We start from the raw sequence: 16,562 nt of genomic DNA on the forward strand, positions 1-16,562 counted from the left end.
TTACTCCCGCGGCCCATAGCGCAGCGTGGCCTGACGGCGGCGCACCACCTGGTAGGGCCGCCACAGGTAACTGATCGGAATGCTCCATACGTGCACCAGGCGGGTGAACGGCGCGATCAGGAACAGGGTCAGGCCCAGGAAGATATGCATCTTGTAGACCCAGCTGACGCCCTCGATGTAATCAGCGGCACCGGCACGGAAGGTCACGATGTGCTGCGCCCACTCGGCCAGCTGCACCATCACCCCGCCGTCCAGGTGACCGGACGAGACGCGGATGCTGTACAGGCCCAGGCACAGCTGCGCGAACAGCAGCACCAGCACCAGGGTGTCACCGAAGCTGCCGGTAGCCCGAACACGCGCATTGAACAGGCGGCGTACCAGCAGGATGCTGATACCGATGAAGCACAGTGCGCCGAACACACCACCGACCACCATCGCCAGCATCTGCTTCTGCGAGGAGGTGATGAAGTGCTCGTACACCGCGTGCGGCGTCAGCAGCCCGACCAGGTGGCCGCCGAGAATGGCCAGGATGCCGATGTGGAAGCAGTTGCTGCCGAGCCGCATGCCCTTGTCCGACAGCATCTGACTGGAGCCGGTGCGCCAGGTGTACATGGCCTTGTCATAGCGGGCCCAGCTGCCGATCAGCAGCACTGCCACGGCGATGTACGGGTAGTACTGGAAGGCGAATTGATGCAGGGAGTAACTCATGGCTGGACCTCACGATGCGAAGGACGGGCCGGCGAACGCACGGGCGGCTTGCAGTCTTCGGCAGGGGCTTCGGCGCCGAAGCGCACCGCCTCCTCCTCCCACAAGCGGTCCATGGCCTCGGCGGTATCGTCGCGGACTTCCTCGCTGGCACGCTGGCGCAGCGCCTGCAGATCGGCCTTGCCGTCACCGGCTTCGACCAGGATCTCGAACAGCACCCGGTGCGGCAGCTCACGCTCGGCGGCACGCGCGGCCAGCATCCCGGCGATATGGCCGATGTGGTGCAGCCACTCGCGGGCCTCGCTACCGGGGCGGTGGGCCAGGAACTCCAGCAGCAACGGCAGGTAATCCGGCAGCTCGCGGGCATCCAGTTCGAAGCCGTTGCGGCGGTAGGTTTCGACCAGATCGACCATGGCCTGGCCGCGGTCGCGCGACTCGCCATGGATGTGTTCGAAAAGCAACAGGCTCATCGAACGGCCGCGGTCGAAACTGGCCAGCCACGCCGCCTGTGCATCCAGCGCGTCGGTGGCCAGCAGCTGCTGCACGAAGCTGCGCAGCTGCTGGCGGCGGGCGGGGTTCAGCGCCGGGTCGTCACAGGCGGCGAGCAGCTCCTCGCCGTGCTCCCACAGTTCCTCGCGGGGGTAGTCCAGCAACACCCCGACCAGCTTGAGCACGCTCATCACACCACCTCCTTGCGGCGCTGGTTCGGGCCCTTGTCCACCACGAAGGTGGTGGTCTTGCGCTGCCCGAACAGGTCCGCCGGGCTGTCACCATTGCAACCGTTTCCGAAGGTGAAGCCGCAGCCGCCGCGCTCACCGAAGGCGTCGTTGGCATACTCGCGGTGGCCGGTCGGAATCACGAAACGGTCCTCGTAGTTGGCAATGGCCAGATAGCGGTACATCTCTTCCACCTGGGCGATGCTCAGCCCGGTCTGTTCCAGCACCGCGGTGTCTTCCACGCCGTCCACGTTCTTGGCCCGGCGCCAGGCACGCATCGCCATCAGCCGCTCCAGCGCGCGTACCACCGGCGCCTCGTCACCGGCCGTCAGCAGGTTGGCCAAATAGCGCATCGGGATGCGCAGCGACGCCACGTCCGGCAGCTCGCCGCTCATGCCCACGCGGCCACGCTCGGCGGCGGACTGGATCGGCGACAGCGGCGGCACATACCAGACCATCGGCAGCGTGCGGTATTCCGGGTGCAGCGGCAGCGCCAGCTTCCAGTCGATCGCCAGCTTGTACACCGGCGACTGCTTGGCCGCATCCAGCCAGCTGTCCGGGATGCCTTCCTTGCGCGCGGCGGCGATCACTGCCGGATCGTTCGGGTCCAGGAAGATGTCCAGGTGGGCCTGGTACAGGTCCTTCTCGGCGGCTACCGAAGCGGCCTCGGCGATGCGGTCGGCGTCGTACAGCATCACGCCCAGGTAGCGGATGCGGCCCACGCAGGTTTCCGAGCACACGGTTGGCTCACCCATCTCGATGCGCGGGTAGCAGAAGATGCACTTCTCCGACTTGCCGCTCTTCCAGTTGTAGTAGATCTTCTTGTACGGGCACGCCGACACGCACATGCGCCAGCCGCGGCACTTGTCCTGGTCGATCAGCACGATGCCGTCTTCCTCGCGCTTGTAGATCGCGCCCGAGGGGCACGCCGAGACGCACGCCGGGTTCAGGCAGTGCTCGCACAGGCGCGGCAGGTACATCATGAAGGTCTTTTCGAAGGCGCCGTAGATCTCCTTCTGCACTTGGTCGAAGTTGTAGTCGCGTGAGCGCTTGCTGAACTCCGAACCGAGGATCTCCTCCCAGTTCGGGCCCCACTCGATCTTCTGCATGCGCTCGCCACTGATCAGCGAACGCGGGCGTGCGGTCGGCTGGTGCTGGCTGTCCTTGGCGGTGTGCAGGTTCTGGTAGTCGAAATCGAACGGCTCGTAGTAGTCGTCGATCTGCGGCAGGTCCGGGTTGGCGAAGATCTTGGCCAGCATGCGCCAGCGGCCACCCGCGCGTGGCACCAGCTTGCCGGCGCGGGTGCGCACCCAGCCGCCGTTCCACTTGTCCTGGTTCTCCCATTCCTTCGGGTAGCCGATGCCCGGCTTGGTTTCCACGTTGTTGAACCAGGCGTACTCGACGCCCTCGCGCGAGGTCCAGACGTTCTTGCAGGTGATCGAGCAGGTATGGCAGCCGATGCACTTGTCCAGGTTCAGCACCATCGCGATCTGTGCACGGACCTTCATCACACCACCTCCTTTACAGCTGCAGGTACTGCCTCATCGTCCAGCCAATCGATCTTGTCCATCTTTCGCACGATCACGAACTCGTCGCGGTTGGTTCCGCAGGTGCCGTAGTAGTTGAAGCCATAGGCCAGCTGAGCGTAGCCGCCGATCATGTGGGTCGGCTTGAGCACGATGCGGGTCACCGAGTTGTGGATGCCGCCGCGGGTGCCGGAAATCTCCGAGCCCGGCACGTTGATGATGCGTTCCTGCGCGTGGTACATCATCGCCATGCCCGGCATCACGCGCTGGCTGACCACCGCACGCGCGGCGATCGCACCGTTGACGTTGAACAGCTCGATCCAGTCGTTGTCGACGATGCCGGCACTGCGCGCGTCGTCCTCGCTGATCCACACGATCGGACCACCGCGCGACAGCGTCTGCATGATCAGGTTGTCGCTGTAGGTGCTGTGGATGCCCCACTTCTGGTGCGGGGTGATCCAGTTCAGCACGATCTCCTTGTTGCCGTTCGGGCGCTGGTTCAGCAGCGGCTCCACCGTGCGCGTGTTGACGGGCGGGCGATAGCTCATGAAGGCCTCGCCGAAGTCGATCATCCATTCGTGGTCCTGGTAGAACTGCTGGCGACCGGTCACCGTGCGCCACGGAATCAGCTCGTGCACGTTGGTATAGCCGGCGTTGTAGCTGACGTTGTCGTCTTCCAGTCCCGACCAGATCGGCGAAGAGATGATCTTGCGCGGCTGCGCCTGGATGTCACGGAAGCGGATCGCCTCGTGCTCCTTGCCCACCGCCAGATGCGTATGCTCGCGACCGGTGAAGGTGCCCAGCGATTCCCAGGCCTTTACCGCCACGTGGCCGTTGGTTTCCGGCGCCAGGTGCAGGATTACTTCGGCCGCGTCGATCGCGGTCGAGATGGCCGGGCGCCCCTGGCTTATGCCTTCTTCGTGCACGGTGTGGTTCAACTTGCCGAGGAACTCGACCTCGTGCTTCGTGTCCCAGCTCATGCCCTTGCCGCCGTTGCCCTGCGTGTCCAGCAGTGGGCCGAGCGAGGTGAACTTGCGGTACAGGTTCGGGTAGTCACGCTCCACCACCGTCATCGACGGCATGGTCTGGCCCGGAATGGCCTCGCACTCGCCCTTCTTCCAGTCGGCCACGCCGAACGGCATGCCCAGCTCGTTGGGGGTGTCGTGCAGGGTCGGCACCAGCACCAGGTCCTTCTCCACGCCCAGCACGCCCGGCGCCATCTCGCTCACGGTGCGGGCCACCTCCTTGAAGATGTCCCAGTCGCTGCGCGATTCCCACGCAGGGTCCACCGCCTTGGACAACGGGTGGATGAACGGGTGCATGTCCGAGGTGTTGAGGTCGTCCTTCTCGTACCAGGTTGCCGTCGGCAGCACGATGTCCGAGTACAGCGCGGTGGTGCACATGCGGAAGTCGAGCGTGACCAGCAGGTCCAGCTTGCCTTCCGGCGCGTCGTCGCGCCACTTCACCTCCTGCGGCTTCACTGCGCCCATTTCGCCCAGGTCCTTGCCCTGCAGCCCGTGGCGCGTACCCAGCAGGTGCCGCAGCATGTACTCGTGGCCCTTGCCCGAGGAACCGAGCAGGTTCGAGCGCCAGATGAACATCATGCGCGGGTGGTTCTGGCTGGCGTCCGGGTCGGCGAAGGCGAAGTCCAGCGAGCCATCCTTGAACTTGCCCAGCGCGTAGTCCGCCGGGGCCACGCCGGCCGCTTCGGCCTCGCGCACCAGCTGCAGCGGGTTGCGGTCCAGCTGCGGGGTGCTCGGCAGCCAGCCCATGCGCACCGCGCGCAGGTTCAGGTCAGCCAGGCTGCCGCTGTACTTGCGGGCATCGGCCAGCGGCGACAGCAGCTCGTCCACCTGCAGCTTCTCGTAACGCCACTGCCCGGTGTTGAAATAGAAGAACGAGGTGCCGTTCATGTGGCGCGGCGGCTTGCTCCAGTCCAGGCCGAACGCGAGCGGCTGCCAGCCGGTCTGCGGGCGCAGCTTCTCCTGGCCCACGTAATGCGCCCAGCCGCCGCCGGTCTGGCCCACGCAACCACACATGATCAGCATGTTGATCAGGCCGCGGTAGTTCATGTCGTTGTGGAACCAGTGGTTCATGCCCGCGCCGACGATGATCATCGAGCGGCCGTGGGTCTTGTCGGCGGTACGCGCGAACTCGCGGGCGATCTCGATCACCTCGGCGCGCGACACGCCGGTGATGCGCTCCTGCCACGCCGGCGTGCCCGGCACCCTGTCATCGAAGCTCGATGCCACGTTGCCGCCGCCAAAGCCACGGTCCACGCCGTACTGGGCCAGCAGCAGATCGTAGACCGTGGCCACCAGCGTCTCGCCGCCGTCGACCGTGGCCAGGCGGCGCACCGGAATGTTGCGGTCCAGTACGTCTTCGGCCGGTGCGGCGGTCCAGCCGTCGCTTTCAATGCCACCGAAGTACGGGAAGCTCACCGCCTCGACGCCGTCGTTGGCGTCGGACAAGCTCAGGCGCAGGCGCGTGTCGGCGCCATTGCTGGCCTTCTCTTCGATGTTCCAGCGGCCCTTTTCACCCCAGCGGAAACCGATCGAGCCATTGGGCACCACGATCTGGCCGCTGTTCTCGTCGTAGGCCAGGGTCTTCCAGTCCGGGTTGTTGGCTTCACCCAGCCCGCCCAGCTCACTGGCGCGCAGGAAGCGGCCCGCCACCAGGCGGCCATCGTCGCGGCGCTCCAGGCGCACCAGCATCGGCATGTCCGAGTACTGGCGGCAGTAGTCCTGGAAATACTGCGAGGGCGAATCGACATGGAACTCACGCAGGATCACATGGCCGAACGCAAACGCCAGCGCAGCGTCGGTGCCCTGCTTGGGGTGCAGCCAGTGGTCGGTCAGCTTGGCCAGCTCGGAATAGTCCGGGCAGATCGCCACCGTCTTGGTGCCGTTGTAGCGCGCTTCGGTGAAGAAGTGCGCATCGGGCGTACGCGTCTGCGGCACGTTCGAGCCCCAGGCGATGATGTAGCGGCTGTTGTACCAGTCGGCCGATTCGGGCACGTCGGTCTGCTCGCCCCAGATCTGCGGCGAGGCCGGCGGCAGATCGCAGTACCAGTCGTAGAACGACAGGCAGGCGCCGCCCAGCAGCGACAGGTAGCGCGCGCCGGCGGCGTAGGACACCATCGACATCGCCGGAATCGGCGAGAAGCCGACCACGCGGTCCGGGCCGTACTGCTTCACCGTGTACAGATTGGAAGCGGCGATGATCTCGTTGGCCTCTTCCCACTGCAGGCGCACGAAGCCGCCCATGCCGCGGCGGGTCTTGTACGAACGCGCCTTCTCCTTGTCTTCAACAATGCTGGCCCAGGCATCGACCGGGGCCTTGCTCCTGCGCGCTTCGCGCCACAGGCGCAGCAGCGTGCCGCGGATCAGCGGGTACTTCAGCCGGTTGGCGCTGTACAGGTACCAGGAGTAGCTGGCGCCACGCGGGCAGCCACGCGGTTCATGGTTGGGCAGGTCCGGACGCGTGCGCGGGTAATCGGTCTGCTGGGTTTCCCAGGTGACCAGGCCGTTCTTGACGTAGATCTTCCAGCTGCAGGAGCCGGTGCAGTTCACCCCATGGGTGGATCGCACGATCTTGTCGTACTGCCAGCGGGCGCGGTAACTGTTTTCCCAGTCGCGGCCCTCGCTCTTGGCAAATCCATGGCCATCGGCAAAGGTCTGGGGGTCACGCTTGAAGAACTGCAAGCGATCGAGGAAATAACTCATCGGGGATCTCCCTTTGCGGACATCGGCATCGTGGCTGTGTGTGTCATCTGGCTGCGGTGCGTTTTCATGTCGTCAGCAGGGTGTCTCGGCACCGCGCCGGTAGTACCACCACCAGGTCACGGCCAGGCAGGTGACATAGAAAACAACGAATCCGTACAGCGCCATGTCGGGGCTGCCGGTCAACGTAATGGACGAGCCGTAGCTCTTGGGAATGAAGAAACCGCCGTAGGCGCCAATCGCACCGGAAAAGCCGACCACCGCAGCCGACTCGATGCTGGCCTGGTGCGCGGCGGTAGCCTTGCCCTCGGCATTGTCGTTGGCCGACCAGCGCTCATGCAGCGTGCGGAAGATCACCGGGATCATGCGGAAGGTCGTGCCGTTGCCGATGCCACTGAGCACGAACAGCGCCATGAAGCTGAGCAGGAAGCCATGGAAGTTGCCGCCCTGGCCATCGCTGGGCAGGAAGTGCAACACACCGAACACCGCGGCGATCATCAGCGCGAACACCCAGAAGGTCAGGCGTGCGCCACCCCAGCGGTCGGCCATGCTGCCACCCACCGAGCGCATCAGTGCGCCCAGCAGCGGGCCGATGAAGGCGTAGGCCAGCGGGTTCACGTCCGGGAACTGGCTCTTCACCAGCATCGGGAAGCCGGCCGAGAAACCGATGTAGGAACCGAAGGTACCGATGTACAACCAGCACATCAGCCAGTTGTGCTTGCGGCGGAAGATCACCGCCTGCTCGGAGAACGACGAGCGGGCGCTGGTCAGGTCGTTCATGCCGAACCAGGCCGCGATGGCGCACAGCGCGATGGCCGGCACCCAGATGAAGCCGGCGTTCTGCAGGAACAGCGGTGCCCCACCCTCCACCGTGGGCTGCGGTGCACCACCCAGCGCACCGAACACGCCTACAGTGATGACCAGCGGGATCACCGCCTGCGCCACCGACACGCCCACATTGCCCAGGCCAGCGTTCAGGCCCAGCGCCAGGCCCTGCTTCTGCTTGGGATAGAAGAAGGAGATGTTGGACATCGACGATGAGAAGTTCGCGCCACCGAAGCCGCACAGGATCGCGATGGCCACGAACACCCAGTACGGCGTGGCCGGGTCCTGCACCGCAAAGCCGAGCCAGAGCGTCGGCGCCAGCAGCGAGGCGGTCGACAGCGCGGTCCAGCGGCGGCCGCCGAAGATCGGGATCACGAACGAATAGAAGATGCGCAGGGTCGCGCCGGACAGGCTGGGCAGCGCCACCAGCCAGAACAGCTGGTCGGTGCTGAAGTTGAAGCCGATCTTCGGCAGGCTGATCGACACCGCCGAGAACAGCACCCAGACCGAGAAGGCCAGCAGCAGCGAGGGGATCGAGATGACCAGGTTGCGGGTGGCAACCCGCTTGCCGGTGCGCTCCCAATAGCCGGGGTCCTCCGGCGTCCAGTCGCTGATGACGCGACCCGGACGGGCAGTGCTGCGGACAACAGGATCGCTACCGACGGTCATACATGGCTCCAAGGCTGTGGAATGACGTGGGTATTGCTTTCAAGTTGTGACCCGTCGTCGTGCAGCCATTAGGCCGTGCGGCAACTACGACGGGGTTGATCTGGATCAATCAGGGGCCGGTTTTCACCCTGCCCCTGACAAATGTCAAACCGATGAAGCGGTATTGCGGCGCGTGACTCCGCGCTGGCGCACGCTGTCGCGCACGTCCACATCGAACTGCAGCTGAAGCCGGCTGCCATCTTCCAGGGCAATGTCGAATGGCAGGCCATCCCGGCACGGCAGCCGCGCCGCCAAGGCCTCAACCGCCGGGCGCGGCAGCACCAGGCGGCAGAAGGTGCCACCATCGAGCAGCACCGGCCGCTCGCCGCCATGCAGCGACACCGCCATGCCCCAACCCTCGATACCGCCGAAGCGGGTCATGTTCTCGACCGATTCACCGGCCAGCAGGCGCGCCAGTTCGGCCTCGTCCAGGCGAAGCCGTACCGATTGGTCCTGCAACTGCACTTTCATGACGCAACATCCTCCCATTGTTCGGGGGTATTGCAGTTGACCAGCCCGGCCTCGTCAATCGGCGCCAGGGCCACGGAATTCACGCCAAGACGGCGCTGCAGGGCCTGCAGCGAGCGCGGGCCGTCCGGGTCATCCAGCATCGATCCAAGTACGTTGCGGCAAGCATCGTCTATATCCACCAGCATGGGCAGGGGGTGGCCCGCAAAGATCGTGCATGGACCGCGATGGCCGTCACGCAATTGCTGTAGCAATCGCGGCGGCAGCAGCGGTGTATCCACCGGCACCACCCAGGCCGGGCCATCGGGCATGCGCATCGCCACGCTGTAGAGCCCGCCCAGCGGCCCGCAACGTGCCACGCGGTCCGGTATGCCGCCGAACGCCGGGTAATTTCCGCTGACCCAGACCTCGCGTGCGCCAGCCTGCATCAACAGGCCCCGCATGTGTTCCAGCAGCGTGCGCCCCTGCCACGGCAGCAGCGCCTTGTCGCGGCCCATCCGGGTGGACAGGCCACCGGCCAGCACGATGCCGGTGATGCTCATCGCAGTAGAGCCACGCCATGCGTGGCTGCGCCGGCATCAATGTTGATGATCGTGCGCATGGTCATGGGCATCGGCGGGTTCACTGTCCGCGTGGCAGAGGCTGCAGCCCTCGCTCCACTGGCTGTCGCCGTCTTCGTAATGCTCCTGCTTCCAGATCGGGCACTGGTGCTTCACCACCTCGATCAACTGCCGGCAGGCGCGGAACGCCTCGTCACGGTGCGGGCTGCCGGCGGCCACCACCACCGCCACATCGCCGATGCCGAGCCGGCCCTTGGCATGGGCCACATACAGCTTCAGCTTCGGGCCAAACGTCGCCTCGACCTCGGCGGCCAACCGCTTGAACTCGTTCAACACCAGCGGCTCGAACAGGTCGTAGGTGATCCCGGTCACCGGCCGGCCGATGTTGACGTCGCGCACCTTGCCGATGAACACATCGATGCCACCGAAGCCCGGATCGGAGACCGCCGCGATGCCCTCGGCCGGATCGATCGCCGCCTGCGCGCGGTCCACCACCTTGGCAATGATCGTCTCGCTCATCGCTCAGCCCCCGCTCACCGGCGGCAGGATCGCCACCCGGCCATCGTCGGGCAGCGCCTCGTGGTCGCGCAGCACGCGTTGCTGATCGGCGAATGCCGAGTAATCCAGCAGGCCGGCACGGAAACCCGGCCAACGCAGTGGCAGCAGCTCGCGCAGCGCCTGGCGCAGATCGGCCACGGTGCCACCGGCCACCTCCACCGCGATTTCACGGCTGGCATCCAGATCGGAAAACGCACCGAACAACTGCAGATTCACCTGTTTCATCATGACTCCTGGCTCACCAGCTGCACCGGTTCGTGGTGACCCCAGCCCTGCACCCGCACGTAGGTGCCCGCGCTGGCCAGGTCTCCCTCGGACTCCAACACCACCCAGGCGTTGGCCTGCAGCATGGACATCAAACGGAATGATTCCTGCCCGGACAGCACGCGCGCACTCAGGCGCCCCTGCGCGTCCACTTCCACCCGCGCCCGCGCATGGAAACGCAGGCCCGGCGGCGTGCGCACGTCGGCCTGCAGCGGCAGCGTCAGCACCGGCTCCGGCGCCAGCCCCAGCAGGCGGCGCAGCACCGGCTCGACGAAGAAACGCTGGCCCACGGCCGCCGAGACCGGGTTGCCCGGCAGACCGAAATACAGCGCGCCATTGGGCAGCACCGCAAACAGCAACGGCTTGCCCGGGCGGATCGCCACCTTGTGGAAGACGATGCGCGCACCCCGGCCACGCAACGCATCGGGAACGAAATCGTAGCGACCGGCCGACACCGCGCCGGTGCTGATCAACAGCTGCGCACCCGCAGCCAGCGCTTCATCCAGCACCGCATTGAACGCGGCCACGTCGTCGCCCACCGTGCCCTGCCACACCACCTCGGCACCGGCGGCCTGCAGGCGGCCGACCAGATACGGCCGGTTGCTGTCACGGATCTGGCCGGATGCCAGCGTCTGCGCAGCCTCGGTCACCAGTTCCTTGCCGGTGGCGATCACCGCGGCCCTTGGCCTTGCCACCACCGCCACTTCGCCCACGCCGATGGCATGCAGCAGGGTGCGCGCATTGATATCCAGCACCTGCCCGGCCTGCAGCACGCGCTCGCCTTCGCTAACGTCCTCGCCGCGCAGGCGCACGTTCTGGCCCGGCTTCACCAATCCCTTCAGGGCAATGCGGGTCGGGCGGCCGTCCTCGCTGGCGAGGATCTCCACATTCTCGACCGGCACCACCGTGTCCAGCCCAACCGGCATGCGCGCGCCGGTCATGATTTCCCAGGCACCCTCGCCGCCTTCGGCACCGGCATCGCCGGCCGCCTGCCAGCCCTGCACCCCGAATTCGGTACCGGCCTCGAACGTCGCGCCGTCGGCGCGCAGCGCGAAGCCGTCCATCGCCGAATTGTCGAACGGCGGCAGCGACTGTGCGCTGTGGATGTCACGGGCCAGCGTGCGGCCCGCGGCCTCGTGCAGCGGCAGGCGTTCGGCCGGCAGCGGCGTGGCCGCCTCCAGCAGGTGCTGCAAGGCCTCGCTGTAGGCAATCATCAGTGGCCACCGCCATCGGCCATGGCCAAGGCGTGGCCCAGTACCGGCGCCAGGATGTCCAGGCACTGCGCCGCCGCCTTCGGGCTGCCCGGCAATGCAAACACCAGCATGTTGCCCAGCTGCACCACCTCGGCGCGGCTCAGCCAGGCCATCGGCGTGTGCTGTGCGCTGAGTGCCCGCACCATCTGCGCCAGGCCATGCACCGGCCGCGCATTCAACGAACGCAGCGCCTCCGGGGTCAGGTCACGCGGGCCCAGCCCGGTACCACCGGTACACAGGCACAGGCGCACGCCCTCGGCGGCCAAGGCCTGCAGGCGGCCCGCCAACGGCTCGATGCCATCGGGCAGCACTTCGGTGGCTACCACCTCGCCCCCCAGCTTCTTCAGCCCGGTCACCAGGGTTGGGCCAGAGATATCCTCATAGGTGCCTTCGCTGGCGCGATCGCTCAGCGTGATCACCGCGCAGGCCGCGCCCTGCAGCCCCTTCGGCGCACGCGGCTTGAACCGCTCGCGCTCGGCCTCGTCCATGCCATCCGGGTGCAGCCAGACACCGCGCTTGCCGCCTTCCTTGAACAGCAGGCGGATACCTTCGATGCGCAGCGCCGGTTCCACCGGCTTGCTCAGGTCGTACAGGGTCAGCAGCGCCGCGTTGACGCCGGCCAGTGCCTCCATCTCCACGCCGGTGCGCGCCTCGCTGGCGCACTCGCACCACACGCGGATCGCCTGCCGCTCCGGCACCGCCGCGCAGAACACCTGCACCAGTTCCAGCGGCAGCGGGTGGCACAGCGGCATCAGCATCGAGGCCATCTTGGCGCCCTGCAGGCCGGCAATCTCGGCCATCACCAGCGCATCGCCTTTGGGCAGGCGGCGCTCGACGATCAGCGGATAGGCCACTGGGCCGGCATGCAACTCGCCCACCGCCACCGCACGGCGGCGGGTGATGCGCTTGTCACGGACATCGGCCATATGGAAGGCCGCATTCAATTCCCCACTCATCGTGTTGCTCATCCTCCGATGGAGGCCAGGTGCGGGGTCAGCCCGGTCTGGCCCTGGTGCAGTCCATGCCCGGCCGCTTTCAGGCCAAGCTGGGTGGTGATGCGTGCCAGCAGCGCGTCGTGGTCCTCATCGCGCTGCAGCAGCGGTCGCAGCGGCACGCCGAACTCGCCGAACAGGCACAGCCGCAGGTCGCCCTTGGCGGTCACCCGCAGGCGGTTGCAGCCCTTGCAGAAGTCACGCGAATACGGCGCGATGATGCCGATGCTGCCGCGATGGTCGGGGTGGCCGAACTCGCGCGCCGGGCCGGCATCGGCCGCGCGCGGGCGCTCGTGCCAGCCCGCGGCCAGCAGCTGCTCGATCACCCGATCGGCGCGCAGGTGGTGGCGCTGGAAATAGGCTTCATTGTCGCCGGTGCGCATCAGCTCGATGAAGCGCACGCTGAAGGGGCGGTCACGCAGGTAGTCCATCCACTGCGGCAGCTCGTCGTCGTTCAGGCCGCGCAGCAGCACCGCGTTGAGCTTGATCGCCGGCAGGCCCAACGCCTGCGCCAGCGCCAGGCCCTGCTGGATCTCCGGCAGGCGGTCATGGCCGGTGATGGTGTGGAAGCGTTCGCGCTGCAGGCTGTCCATGCTCACGTTCAGCGCGGTCAGCCCGGCCCGGTGCCAACCCGGCAAGCGCCGCGGCAGCAGCGTGCCATTGGTGGTGATGGCCACCTTGCGGATGCCCGGCACCGCCGCCACGGTGGCGATGATCTCGTCCAGGTCCTTGCGCAGGCTGGGCTCGCCACCGGTCAGGCGGATCTTGCTCATGCCCAGCGCGGCAAACGCACGCACCAGGCGCGCGATTTCATCCACCTGCAGGAAGCGCGGGCGGCCATCGGCCTGGTAGCCCTCGGGCAGGCAGTAGCTGCAACGGAAGTTGCAGGCTTCGGTCAACGACAGGCGCAGGTACGGAAAGCTGCGTCCGAAACCGTCGGTGAGTTGGCTCATGGCTGGTCCACCTTGTTGCTCCACCGTCTTGCCTGTGCCCGGAACGGCCCGGATACCCTCGCCTGCTGGAACGATTGCCAGAGTACGCGGCCTTCAGTTCCATCGGCATGACTTAAATCAATCGCGTTCGGCCCCGCGCGGCAGGCGTTGTGGCAGCATGCGGCTTTCCGTGCAGCGGGCGTGTGACAACCCTCATGATGATGAACGATTTCCAGCAATTGCTGCACGCCGCCGGCGAGCAGGCTGAACCGCAACGCCTGCTGTTCGTATTCGTGCGCGCCGAGCTGCCCGAATCGCCCACCAGCGACCAGCGCGACCGTCATGACCGCCGCGAGGGCGGCACCCTGTCGCCGGTGCTGTGCGTGGACAAGCTGCCGGCCGAGGTGCCCAGCTTCCAGGCGCTGGCGGCCGAATCGACCACCACCGGCATCGACTGGGACCTGGTGTTCGTAGCGGCGCTGGATGGCCGTGGCGGTTTCGCGCCGAACAGCGACGAAGCCGCGCGCCCGTTGCAGCTGATGGTCAACGCCATCCATGACGGTCAGATCGGCCGCTTCGCCGCCTTCGACCGTGGCGGCGAGCCCGTTCAGTTCTATTGAGCCACCAGCTGCAGGGTCAGGAAGAAGATCACCAGCACGGTGTTCAGCCCCCAGGCCACGGTCAGCCCGCGCGCCGCCACGCCCAGGTTGGGGCTGTGCGCGGTGGGCGCCGCCCGCCAGACCGCCGGGATGATCCAGCCGGTATAGAGCAGCAGCACGGCAAATACCCCCAGCAGCAGCGGGGTGCGCTGGTTGGCCAGCGCCCAGAGGGCCACCGCCCACAGAATGTTGCTGGGAATGACGCCCTGCAGCCAGAACACACTCCACAGGCGGGAACGGCCTTGGGTGTCGGGGGTGGGGTGCAGCGAAGCGGTGGCGGTCATAAGTCTCCTTCTGTTTAGGAAACGTGCTGAACAAGCCTGCGCTTGGTGGCTGGGAACGTCAACCCGAGTCGCACGTCACGCTTTGGCGCCTGTAGACGCGGGCCATGCTCGACACAGGTCGCTCCCCGCAGAGCCTGTCGTCATCGCCCCTCCCCCTTTGTTCCCTAACGCCCCCCAACCTCGACATCTGTCGCAGATTGCACGGTGCGGGCGGACCGCCGCGCCAGCCGGCACTGGCGGGGCTTAACAGCGTAGGACAATGTCAAAAGCGTCTCCAATCGAGTGATGTTTGCAACTCTTCTGATTGGCATTGCACAGCGCCAGGGGCTCAGATGGCGTGCCACCGGAAAAGGGTGGCCGGGTTTCGAATCCCGAGTTGGTCCTGAGTGATTGCGCTTGCCAGTCGGCGTCCACATTCCGTGGCGCCGGCTGGCAATCCGTCTGCCGGCTATGGCGGGCGGTGCGTGGGGGCGTTCGCGCCCACCGGCTTGGGACCAACCCGGATTCGAACCACGTACCGCCCGCCACTTTTATGGGTGGCGGCTACCGATTGCCCTGCACGGAGCCTTGCCATGAACGAGTCGGACTTCCCGCATCTGCACGCCTACTGCAGCACCGCCGGCGACGACGGTTCGCCACAAGCCGCGCCGCCAGTGGACAGGAACACCTTCATTGCCAACCTCCACCGCATCGGCTCCGGTGCGGCGGCCGACGGGCAACCCTGGCCGGAGCGTCACCAGCTGCCCGGTCGCTGCCTGGCCCTCGCCGATGCCGATTGCGCGCTGAGCGGGTTGCGGGTGGTGCTGGAAATGCTGCTGGCGGCGGAGCGCACCCGGCAGAACGGCGAACCCGGGCAGTACGTGGGCGACCGGGTGATGGAGGGGTTGGTCATGGCCTGCCAGTCGTTGTGCGCCCAGGCGGTGGGGCGGTTGCAGCCCGAAGGGTGAATGTCATGTGCAACGGACTTCAACGAGAACCGCCTCCCACCCGACATGCCAGCGGCGTAGCGCCCTTCGCCGAGGGAATCGCGAGTACATTCCAGCGCTCGGCCAAGGTGCGTTCGACGCGGACAGAAAATGACCGTGCCTCGGCGGGAATCTTCCCTTCAGAGAAGCCAATAGCTATCTCGAAGCGATCCAATCCGAAGTTCCCCGCCTCCAGTCCAGAGCCATCTTCCCGCTTCACTCCGACGTAGACGACAGGGCGCTTCACGTCCACCTTTGCTCTGGCAAGCTGGCGATCCAATTCAGCGCTGCCATCGAAGTACTGCATTCCTTCGTCGTTGGCGATAGAGCTGAGGGTCTGCTTGAACCGATTCACGCCCTCTTGGTCATGCACGCAGAACTGGATCATCTTGAAGGGCCGCTTTCCTACAGCCCATGCGCCGCCAGAGAATCCAAGTCCGACTCCAATCAGAAGGAGTGCTGTCAGGATCCTCACCATCATCAAGGCCCCAGTTTGCAGAGTGTGGCGGACAACGTCGCCGCAGGGCCAAAAATCATGACCCCAAGCACATCTCCGCTCGGTCTTCTCAGGCCGCTTCCCTTGGATGAGGGAGACCTTGTCGGGGGTGAGGAATCTGGGCACGGAATGTCCTTCAGGGCACTGCACCCGCCATCGGCAGATGCTCGATCCGCCATGTCCTGGCGTAGATGAGAATTACGCTTCCGGTCGAGGTGGTCTCGATACGGAAACACTTCAGGCCGGACAACGGATAGCCGACCGCCTTCCAACGATCAAGAAGATGAGCAAGCCCCGGCTCGTCGTCCTCGACCCTGGCGAACTCTATTCCCTCCTCCCCCAGTACGCCGAAGTTCATGAGCGCCGAGCACCCGTAGGCTTCCGAGAAGCAGACGGTTGCCTGCCGGCCGTCCGGCCAGCGCACGTGGACCTTTACCTCGTCGCATACGCCAGGTTTGCTCCTGTCAATGTTGATGGCCAGCAACGTGGCGTCACACCATTCGAGCAAGTTGAAATCTTCGTTCATCCACTGGAATCCGTCAGATGCATACGACGGAGGTGCGACCCCGGTGGCCCCTTCCTCTCTCTCACCACTCCCGAAGCTCCCCAAGGTTGAGATCCCGAGCATAGGAGCGCCGACTACTGATCAGCACCGGCTTGGATGCGAACCTCCGGCCGTCCGTGCATTCAACGGCGAATTGGTAGCTCTGGGGTTCCGGCCCTGCAACGACCATCATGGGGACCGAGAATGTGCTTCCAACCGGTTTCGACGAAGCTACACCTTCGCCCTCCCCGAGCATGCTCAGCTCACAATCCAGAGCGCGAACGTCACCCTGACCTGGCGGCACGCTTCCCGAGACGCGCACGATCATATCGCCACCCAATGTTGCACAGCCGGCCAGAACCAGACCGGCCATGACAGCTGCGGC

At 66.0% G+C, this 16,562-nt stretch carries 17 protein-coding genes; 2 read left to right on the plus strand and 15 right to left on the minus strand.

The annotated features are described in order from the left end of the window. The 12 genes from narI to moaA all read right to left on the minus strand — a co-directional run bounded on the left by narI (position 1) and on the right by moaA (position 13,250). Entirely contained in the window at positions 1–708 is a 708-nt protein-coding gene (narI, locus tag AC5P7X_RS05490; protein WP_005416840.1) for a respiratory nitrate reductase subunit gamma, read from the minus strand. Continuing rightward, entirely contained in the window at positions 705–1,385 is a 681-nt protein-coding gene (gene narJ / locus AC5P7X_RS05495; RefSeq protein ID WP_005416842.1) for a nitrate reductase molybdenum cofactor assembly chaperone, read from the minus strand. Before narJ ends, narI begins: the two co-directional genes overlap by 4 nt. After that, the gene (gene narH / locus AC5P7X_RS05500; protein WP_053499734.1) at positions 1,385–2,929 is read right to left on the minus strand and encodes a nitrate reductase subunit beta; all 1,545 of its coding nucleotides are present in this window, start codon (positions 2,927–2,929) and stop codon (positions 1,385–1,387) included. Before narH ends, narJ begins: the two co-directional genes overlap by 1 nt. Continuing rightward, positions 2,929–6,672 (minus strand): nitrate reductase subunit alpha, encoded by a 3,744-nt coding sequence (locus AC5P7X_RS05505; RefSeq protein ID WP_495214570.1) that lies wholly within the window; start codon positions 6,670–6,672, stop codon positions 2,929–2,931. Before AC5P7X_RS05505 ends, narH begins: the two co-directional genes overlap by 1 nt. 72 nt (positions 6,673–6,744) lie before the next feature. Continuing rightward, positions 6,745–8,163: a NarK family nitrate/nitrite MFS transporter gene (locus AC5P7X_RS05510; RefSeq protein WP_053499738.1), complete on the minus strand. Its 1,419-nt coding sequence runs from the start codon at positions 8,161–8,163 to the stop codon at positions 6,745–6,747. Positions 8,164–8,307: 144 nt separating this feature from the next. Next, positions 8,308–8,673, minus strand: coding sequence for a hypothetical protein (locus AC5P7X_RS05515; protein ID WP_053499740.1), 366 nt, complete (start codon positions 8,671–8,673; stop codon positions 8,308–8,310). Continuing rightward, a complete protein-coding gene (mobA, locus tag AC5P7X_RS05520) occupies positions 8,670–9,212 on the minus strand; it encodes a molybdenum cofactor guanylyltransferase (protein ID WP_053499742.1) in 543 nt (180 codons plus the stop codon). Before mobA ends, AC5P7X_RS05515 begins: the two co-directional genes overlap by 4 nt. 36 nt (positions 9,213–9,248) lie before the next feature. Beyond that, the gene (locus AC5P7X_RS05525; RefSeq protein WP_495214571.1) at positions 9,249–9,749 is read right to left on the minus strand and encodes a molybdenum cofactor biosynthesis protein MoaE; all 501 of its coding nucleotides are present in this window, start codon (positions 9,747–9,749) and stop codon (positions 9,249–9,251) included. 3 nt (positions 9,750–9,752) lie between these two features. Beyond that, the gene (locus AC5P7X_RS05530) at positions 9,753–10,013 is read right to left on the minus strand and encodes a MoaD/ThiS family protein (RefSeq protein WP_005416856.1); all 261 of its coding nucleotides are present in this window, start codon (positions 10,011–10,013) and stop codon (positions 9,753–9,755) included. Beyond that, a complete protein-coding gene (locus AC5P7X_RS05535) occupies positions 10,013–11,266 on the minus strand; it encodes a molybdopterin molybdotransferase MoeA (protein ID WP_495214572.1) in 1,254 nt (417 codons plus the stop codon). The genes AC5P7X_RS05530 and AC5P7X_RS05535 overlap by 1 nt, the downstream gene beginning before the upstream one ends. Next, positions 11,266–12,261, minus strand: coding sequence for a bifunctional molybdenum cofactor biosynthesis protein MoaC/MoaB (moaCB, locus tag AC5P7X_RS05540; protein ID WP_495214573.1), 996 nt, complete (start codon positions 12,259–12,261; stop codon positions 11,266–11,268). Before moaCB ends, AC5P7X_RS05535 begins: the two co-directional genes overlap by 1 nt. A gap of 8 nt (positions 12,262–12,269) precedes the next feature. Beyond that, complete coding sequence (gene moaA, locus AC5P7X_RS05545) at positions 12,270–13,250, minus strand: GTP 3',8-cyclase MoaA (RefSeq protein ID WP_495214575.1); 981 nt, start codon at positions 13,248–13,250, stop codon at positions 12,270–12,272. Between the two features lie 194 nt (positions 13,251–13,444). Between moaA and AC5P7X_RS05550 the strand changes: the two genes are divergently transcribed. Continuing rightward, positions 13,445–13,849, plus strand: coding sequence for a ribonucleotide reductase subunit alpha (locus AC5P7X_RS05550; RefSeq protein ID WP_065185691.1), 405 nt, complete (start codon positions 13,445–13,447; stop codon positions 13,847–13,849). On the opposite strand, the gene AC5P7X_RS05555 is transcribed toward AC5P7X_RS05550, so the two are convergent. Then, entirely contained in the window at positions 13,843–14,172 is a 330-nt protein-coding gene (locus tag AC5P7X_RS05555; RefSeq protein ID WP_495214577.1) for a hypothetical protein, read from the minus strand. The genes AC5P7X_RS05550 and AC5P7X_RS05555 overlap by 7 nt on opposite strands. A gap of 572 nt (positions 14,173–14,744) precedes the next feature. Here AC5P7X_RS05555 and AC5P7X_RS05560 point away from each other — a divergent pair. Continuing rightward, the gene (locus AC5P7X_RS05560) at positions 14,745–15,119 is read left to right on the plus strand and encodes a hypothetical protein (RefSeq protein WP_164282633.1); all 375 of its coding nucleotides are present in this window, start codon (positions 14,745–14,747) and stop codon (positions 15,117–15,119) included. A gap of 19 nt (positions 15,120–15,138) precedes the next feature. Here the strand turns inward: AC5P7X_RS05560 and AC5P7X_RS05565 are convergent, their stop codons facing one another. Together AC5P7X_RS05565 and AC5P7X_RS05570 are read right to left on the minus strand one after the other, a co-directional pair. Further along, positions 15,139–15,618, minus strand: coding sequence for a hypothetical protein (locus AC5P7X_RS05565; protein WP_495214578.1), 480 nt, complete (start codon positions 15,616–15,618; stop codon positions 15,139–15,141). Between the two features lie 151 nt (positions 15,619–15,769). Then, entirely contained in the window at positions 15,770–16,159 is a 390-nt protein-coding gene (locus AC5P7X_RS05570; RefSeq protein WP_061479978.1) for a hypothetical protein, read from the minus strand. Positions 16,160–16,562: the final 403 nt, after the last annotated feature.

Source organism: Stenotrophomonas sp. YJH_SMC_53 (genome assembly GCF_059369995.1).

What these genes read in the sequence shown, in the direction of transcription:
- AC5P7X_RS05535 (WP_495214572.1), bottom strand. Translation starts at nt 11,266, where the DNA reads ATGATTGCCTACAGCGAGGCCTTGCAGCACCTGCTGGAGGCGGCCACG.
- AC5P7X_RS05560 (WP_164282633.1), top strand. Translation starts at nt 14,745, where the DNA reads ATGAACGAGTCGGACTTCCCGCATCTGCACGCCTACTGCAGCACCGCC.
- AC5P7X_RS05515 (WP_053499740.1), bottom strand. Translation starts at nt 8,673, where the DNA reads ATGAAAGTGCAGTTGCAGGACCAATCGGTACGGCTTCGCCTGGACGAG.
- narH (WP_053499734.1), bottom strand. Translation starts at nt 2,929, where the DNA reads ATGAAGGTCCGTGCACAGATCGCGATGGTGCTGAACCTGGACAAGTGC.
- AC5P7X_RS05505 (WP_495214570.1), bottom strand. Translation starts at nt 6,672, where the DNA reads ATGAGTTATTTCCTCGATCGCTTGCAGTTCTTCAAGCGTGACCCCCAG.
- AC5P7X_RS05555 (WP_495214577.1), bottom strand. Translation starts at nt 14,172, where the DNA reads ATGACCGCCACCGCTTCGCTGCACCCCACCCCCGACACCCAAGGCCGT.
- AC5P7X_RS05510 (WP_053499738.1), bottom strand. Translation starts at nt 8,163, where the DNA reads ATGACCGTCGGTAGCGATCCTGTTGTCCGCAGCACTGCCCGTCCGGGT.
- mobA (WP_053499742.1), bottom strand. Translation starts at nt 9,212, where the DNA reads ATGAGCATCACCGGCATCGTGCTGGCCGGTGGCCTGTCCACCCGGATG.
- narI (WP_005416840.1), bottom strand. Translation starts at nt 708, where the DNA reads ATGAGTTACTCCCTGCATCAATTCGCCTTCCAGTACTACCCGTACATC.
- AC5P7X_RS05525 (WP_495214571.1), bottom strand. Translation starts at nt 9,749, where the DNA reads ATGAGCGAGACGATCATTGCCAAGGTGGTGGACCGCGCGCAGGCGGCG.
- AC5P7X_RS05550 (WP_065185691.1), top strand. Translation starts at nt 13,445, where the DNA reads ATGATGATGAACGATTTCCAGCAATTGCTGCACGCCGCCGGCGAGCAG.
- moaA (WP_495214575.1), bottom strand. Translation starts at nt 13,250, where the DNA reads ATGAGCCAACTCACCGACGGTTTCGGACGCAGCTTTCCGTACCTGCGC.
- AC5P7X_RS05565 (WP_495214578.1), bottom strand. Translation starts at nt 15,618, where the DNA reads ATGATGGTGAGGATCCTGACAGCACTCCTTCTGATTGGAGTCGGACTT.
- AC5P7X_RS05530 (WP_005416856.1), bottom strand. Translation starts at nt 10,013, where the DNA reads ATGAAACAGGTGAATCTGCAGTTGTTCGGTGCGTTTTCCGATCTGGAT.
- moaCB (WP_495214573.1), bottom strand. Translation starts at nt 12,261, where the DNA reads ATGAGTGGGGAATTGAATGCGGCCTTCCATATGGCCGATGTCCGTGAC.
- narJ (WP_005416842.1), bottom strand. Translation starts at nt 1,385, where the DNA reads ATGAGCGTGCTCAAGCTGGTCGGGGTGTTGCTGGACTACCCCCGCGAG.
- AC5P7X_RS05570 (WP_061479978.1), bottom strand. Translation starts at nt 16,159, where the DNA reads ATGAACGAAGATTTCAACTTGCTCGAATGGTGTGACGCCACGTTGCTG.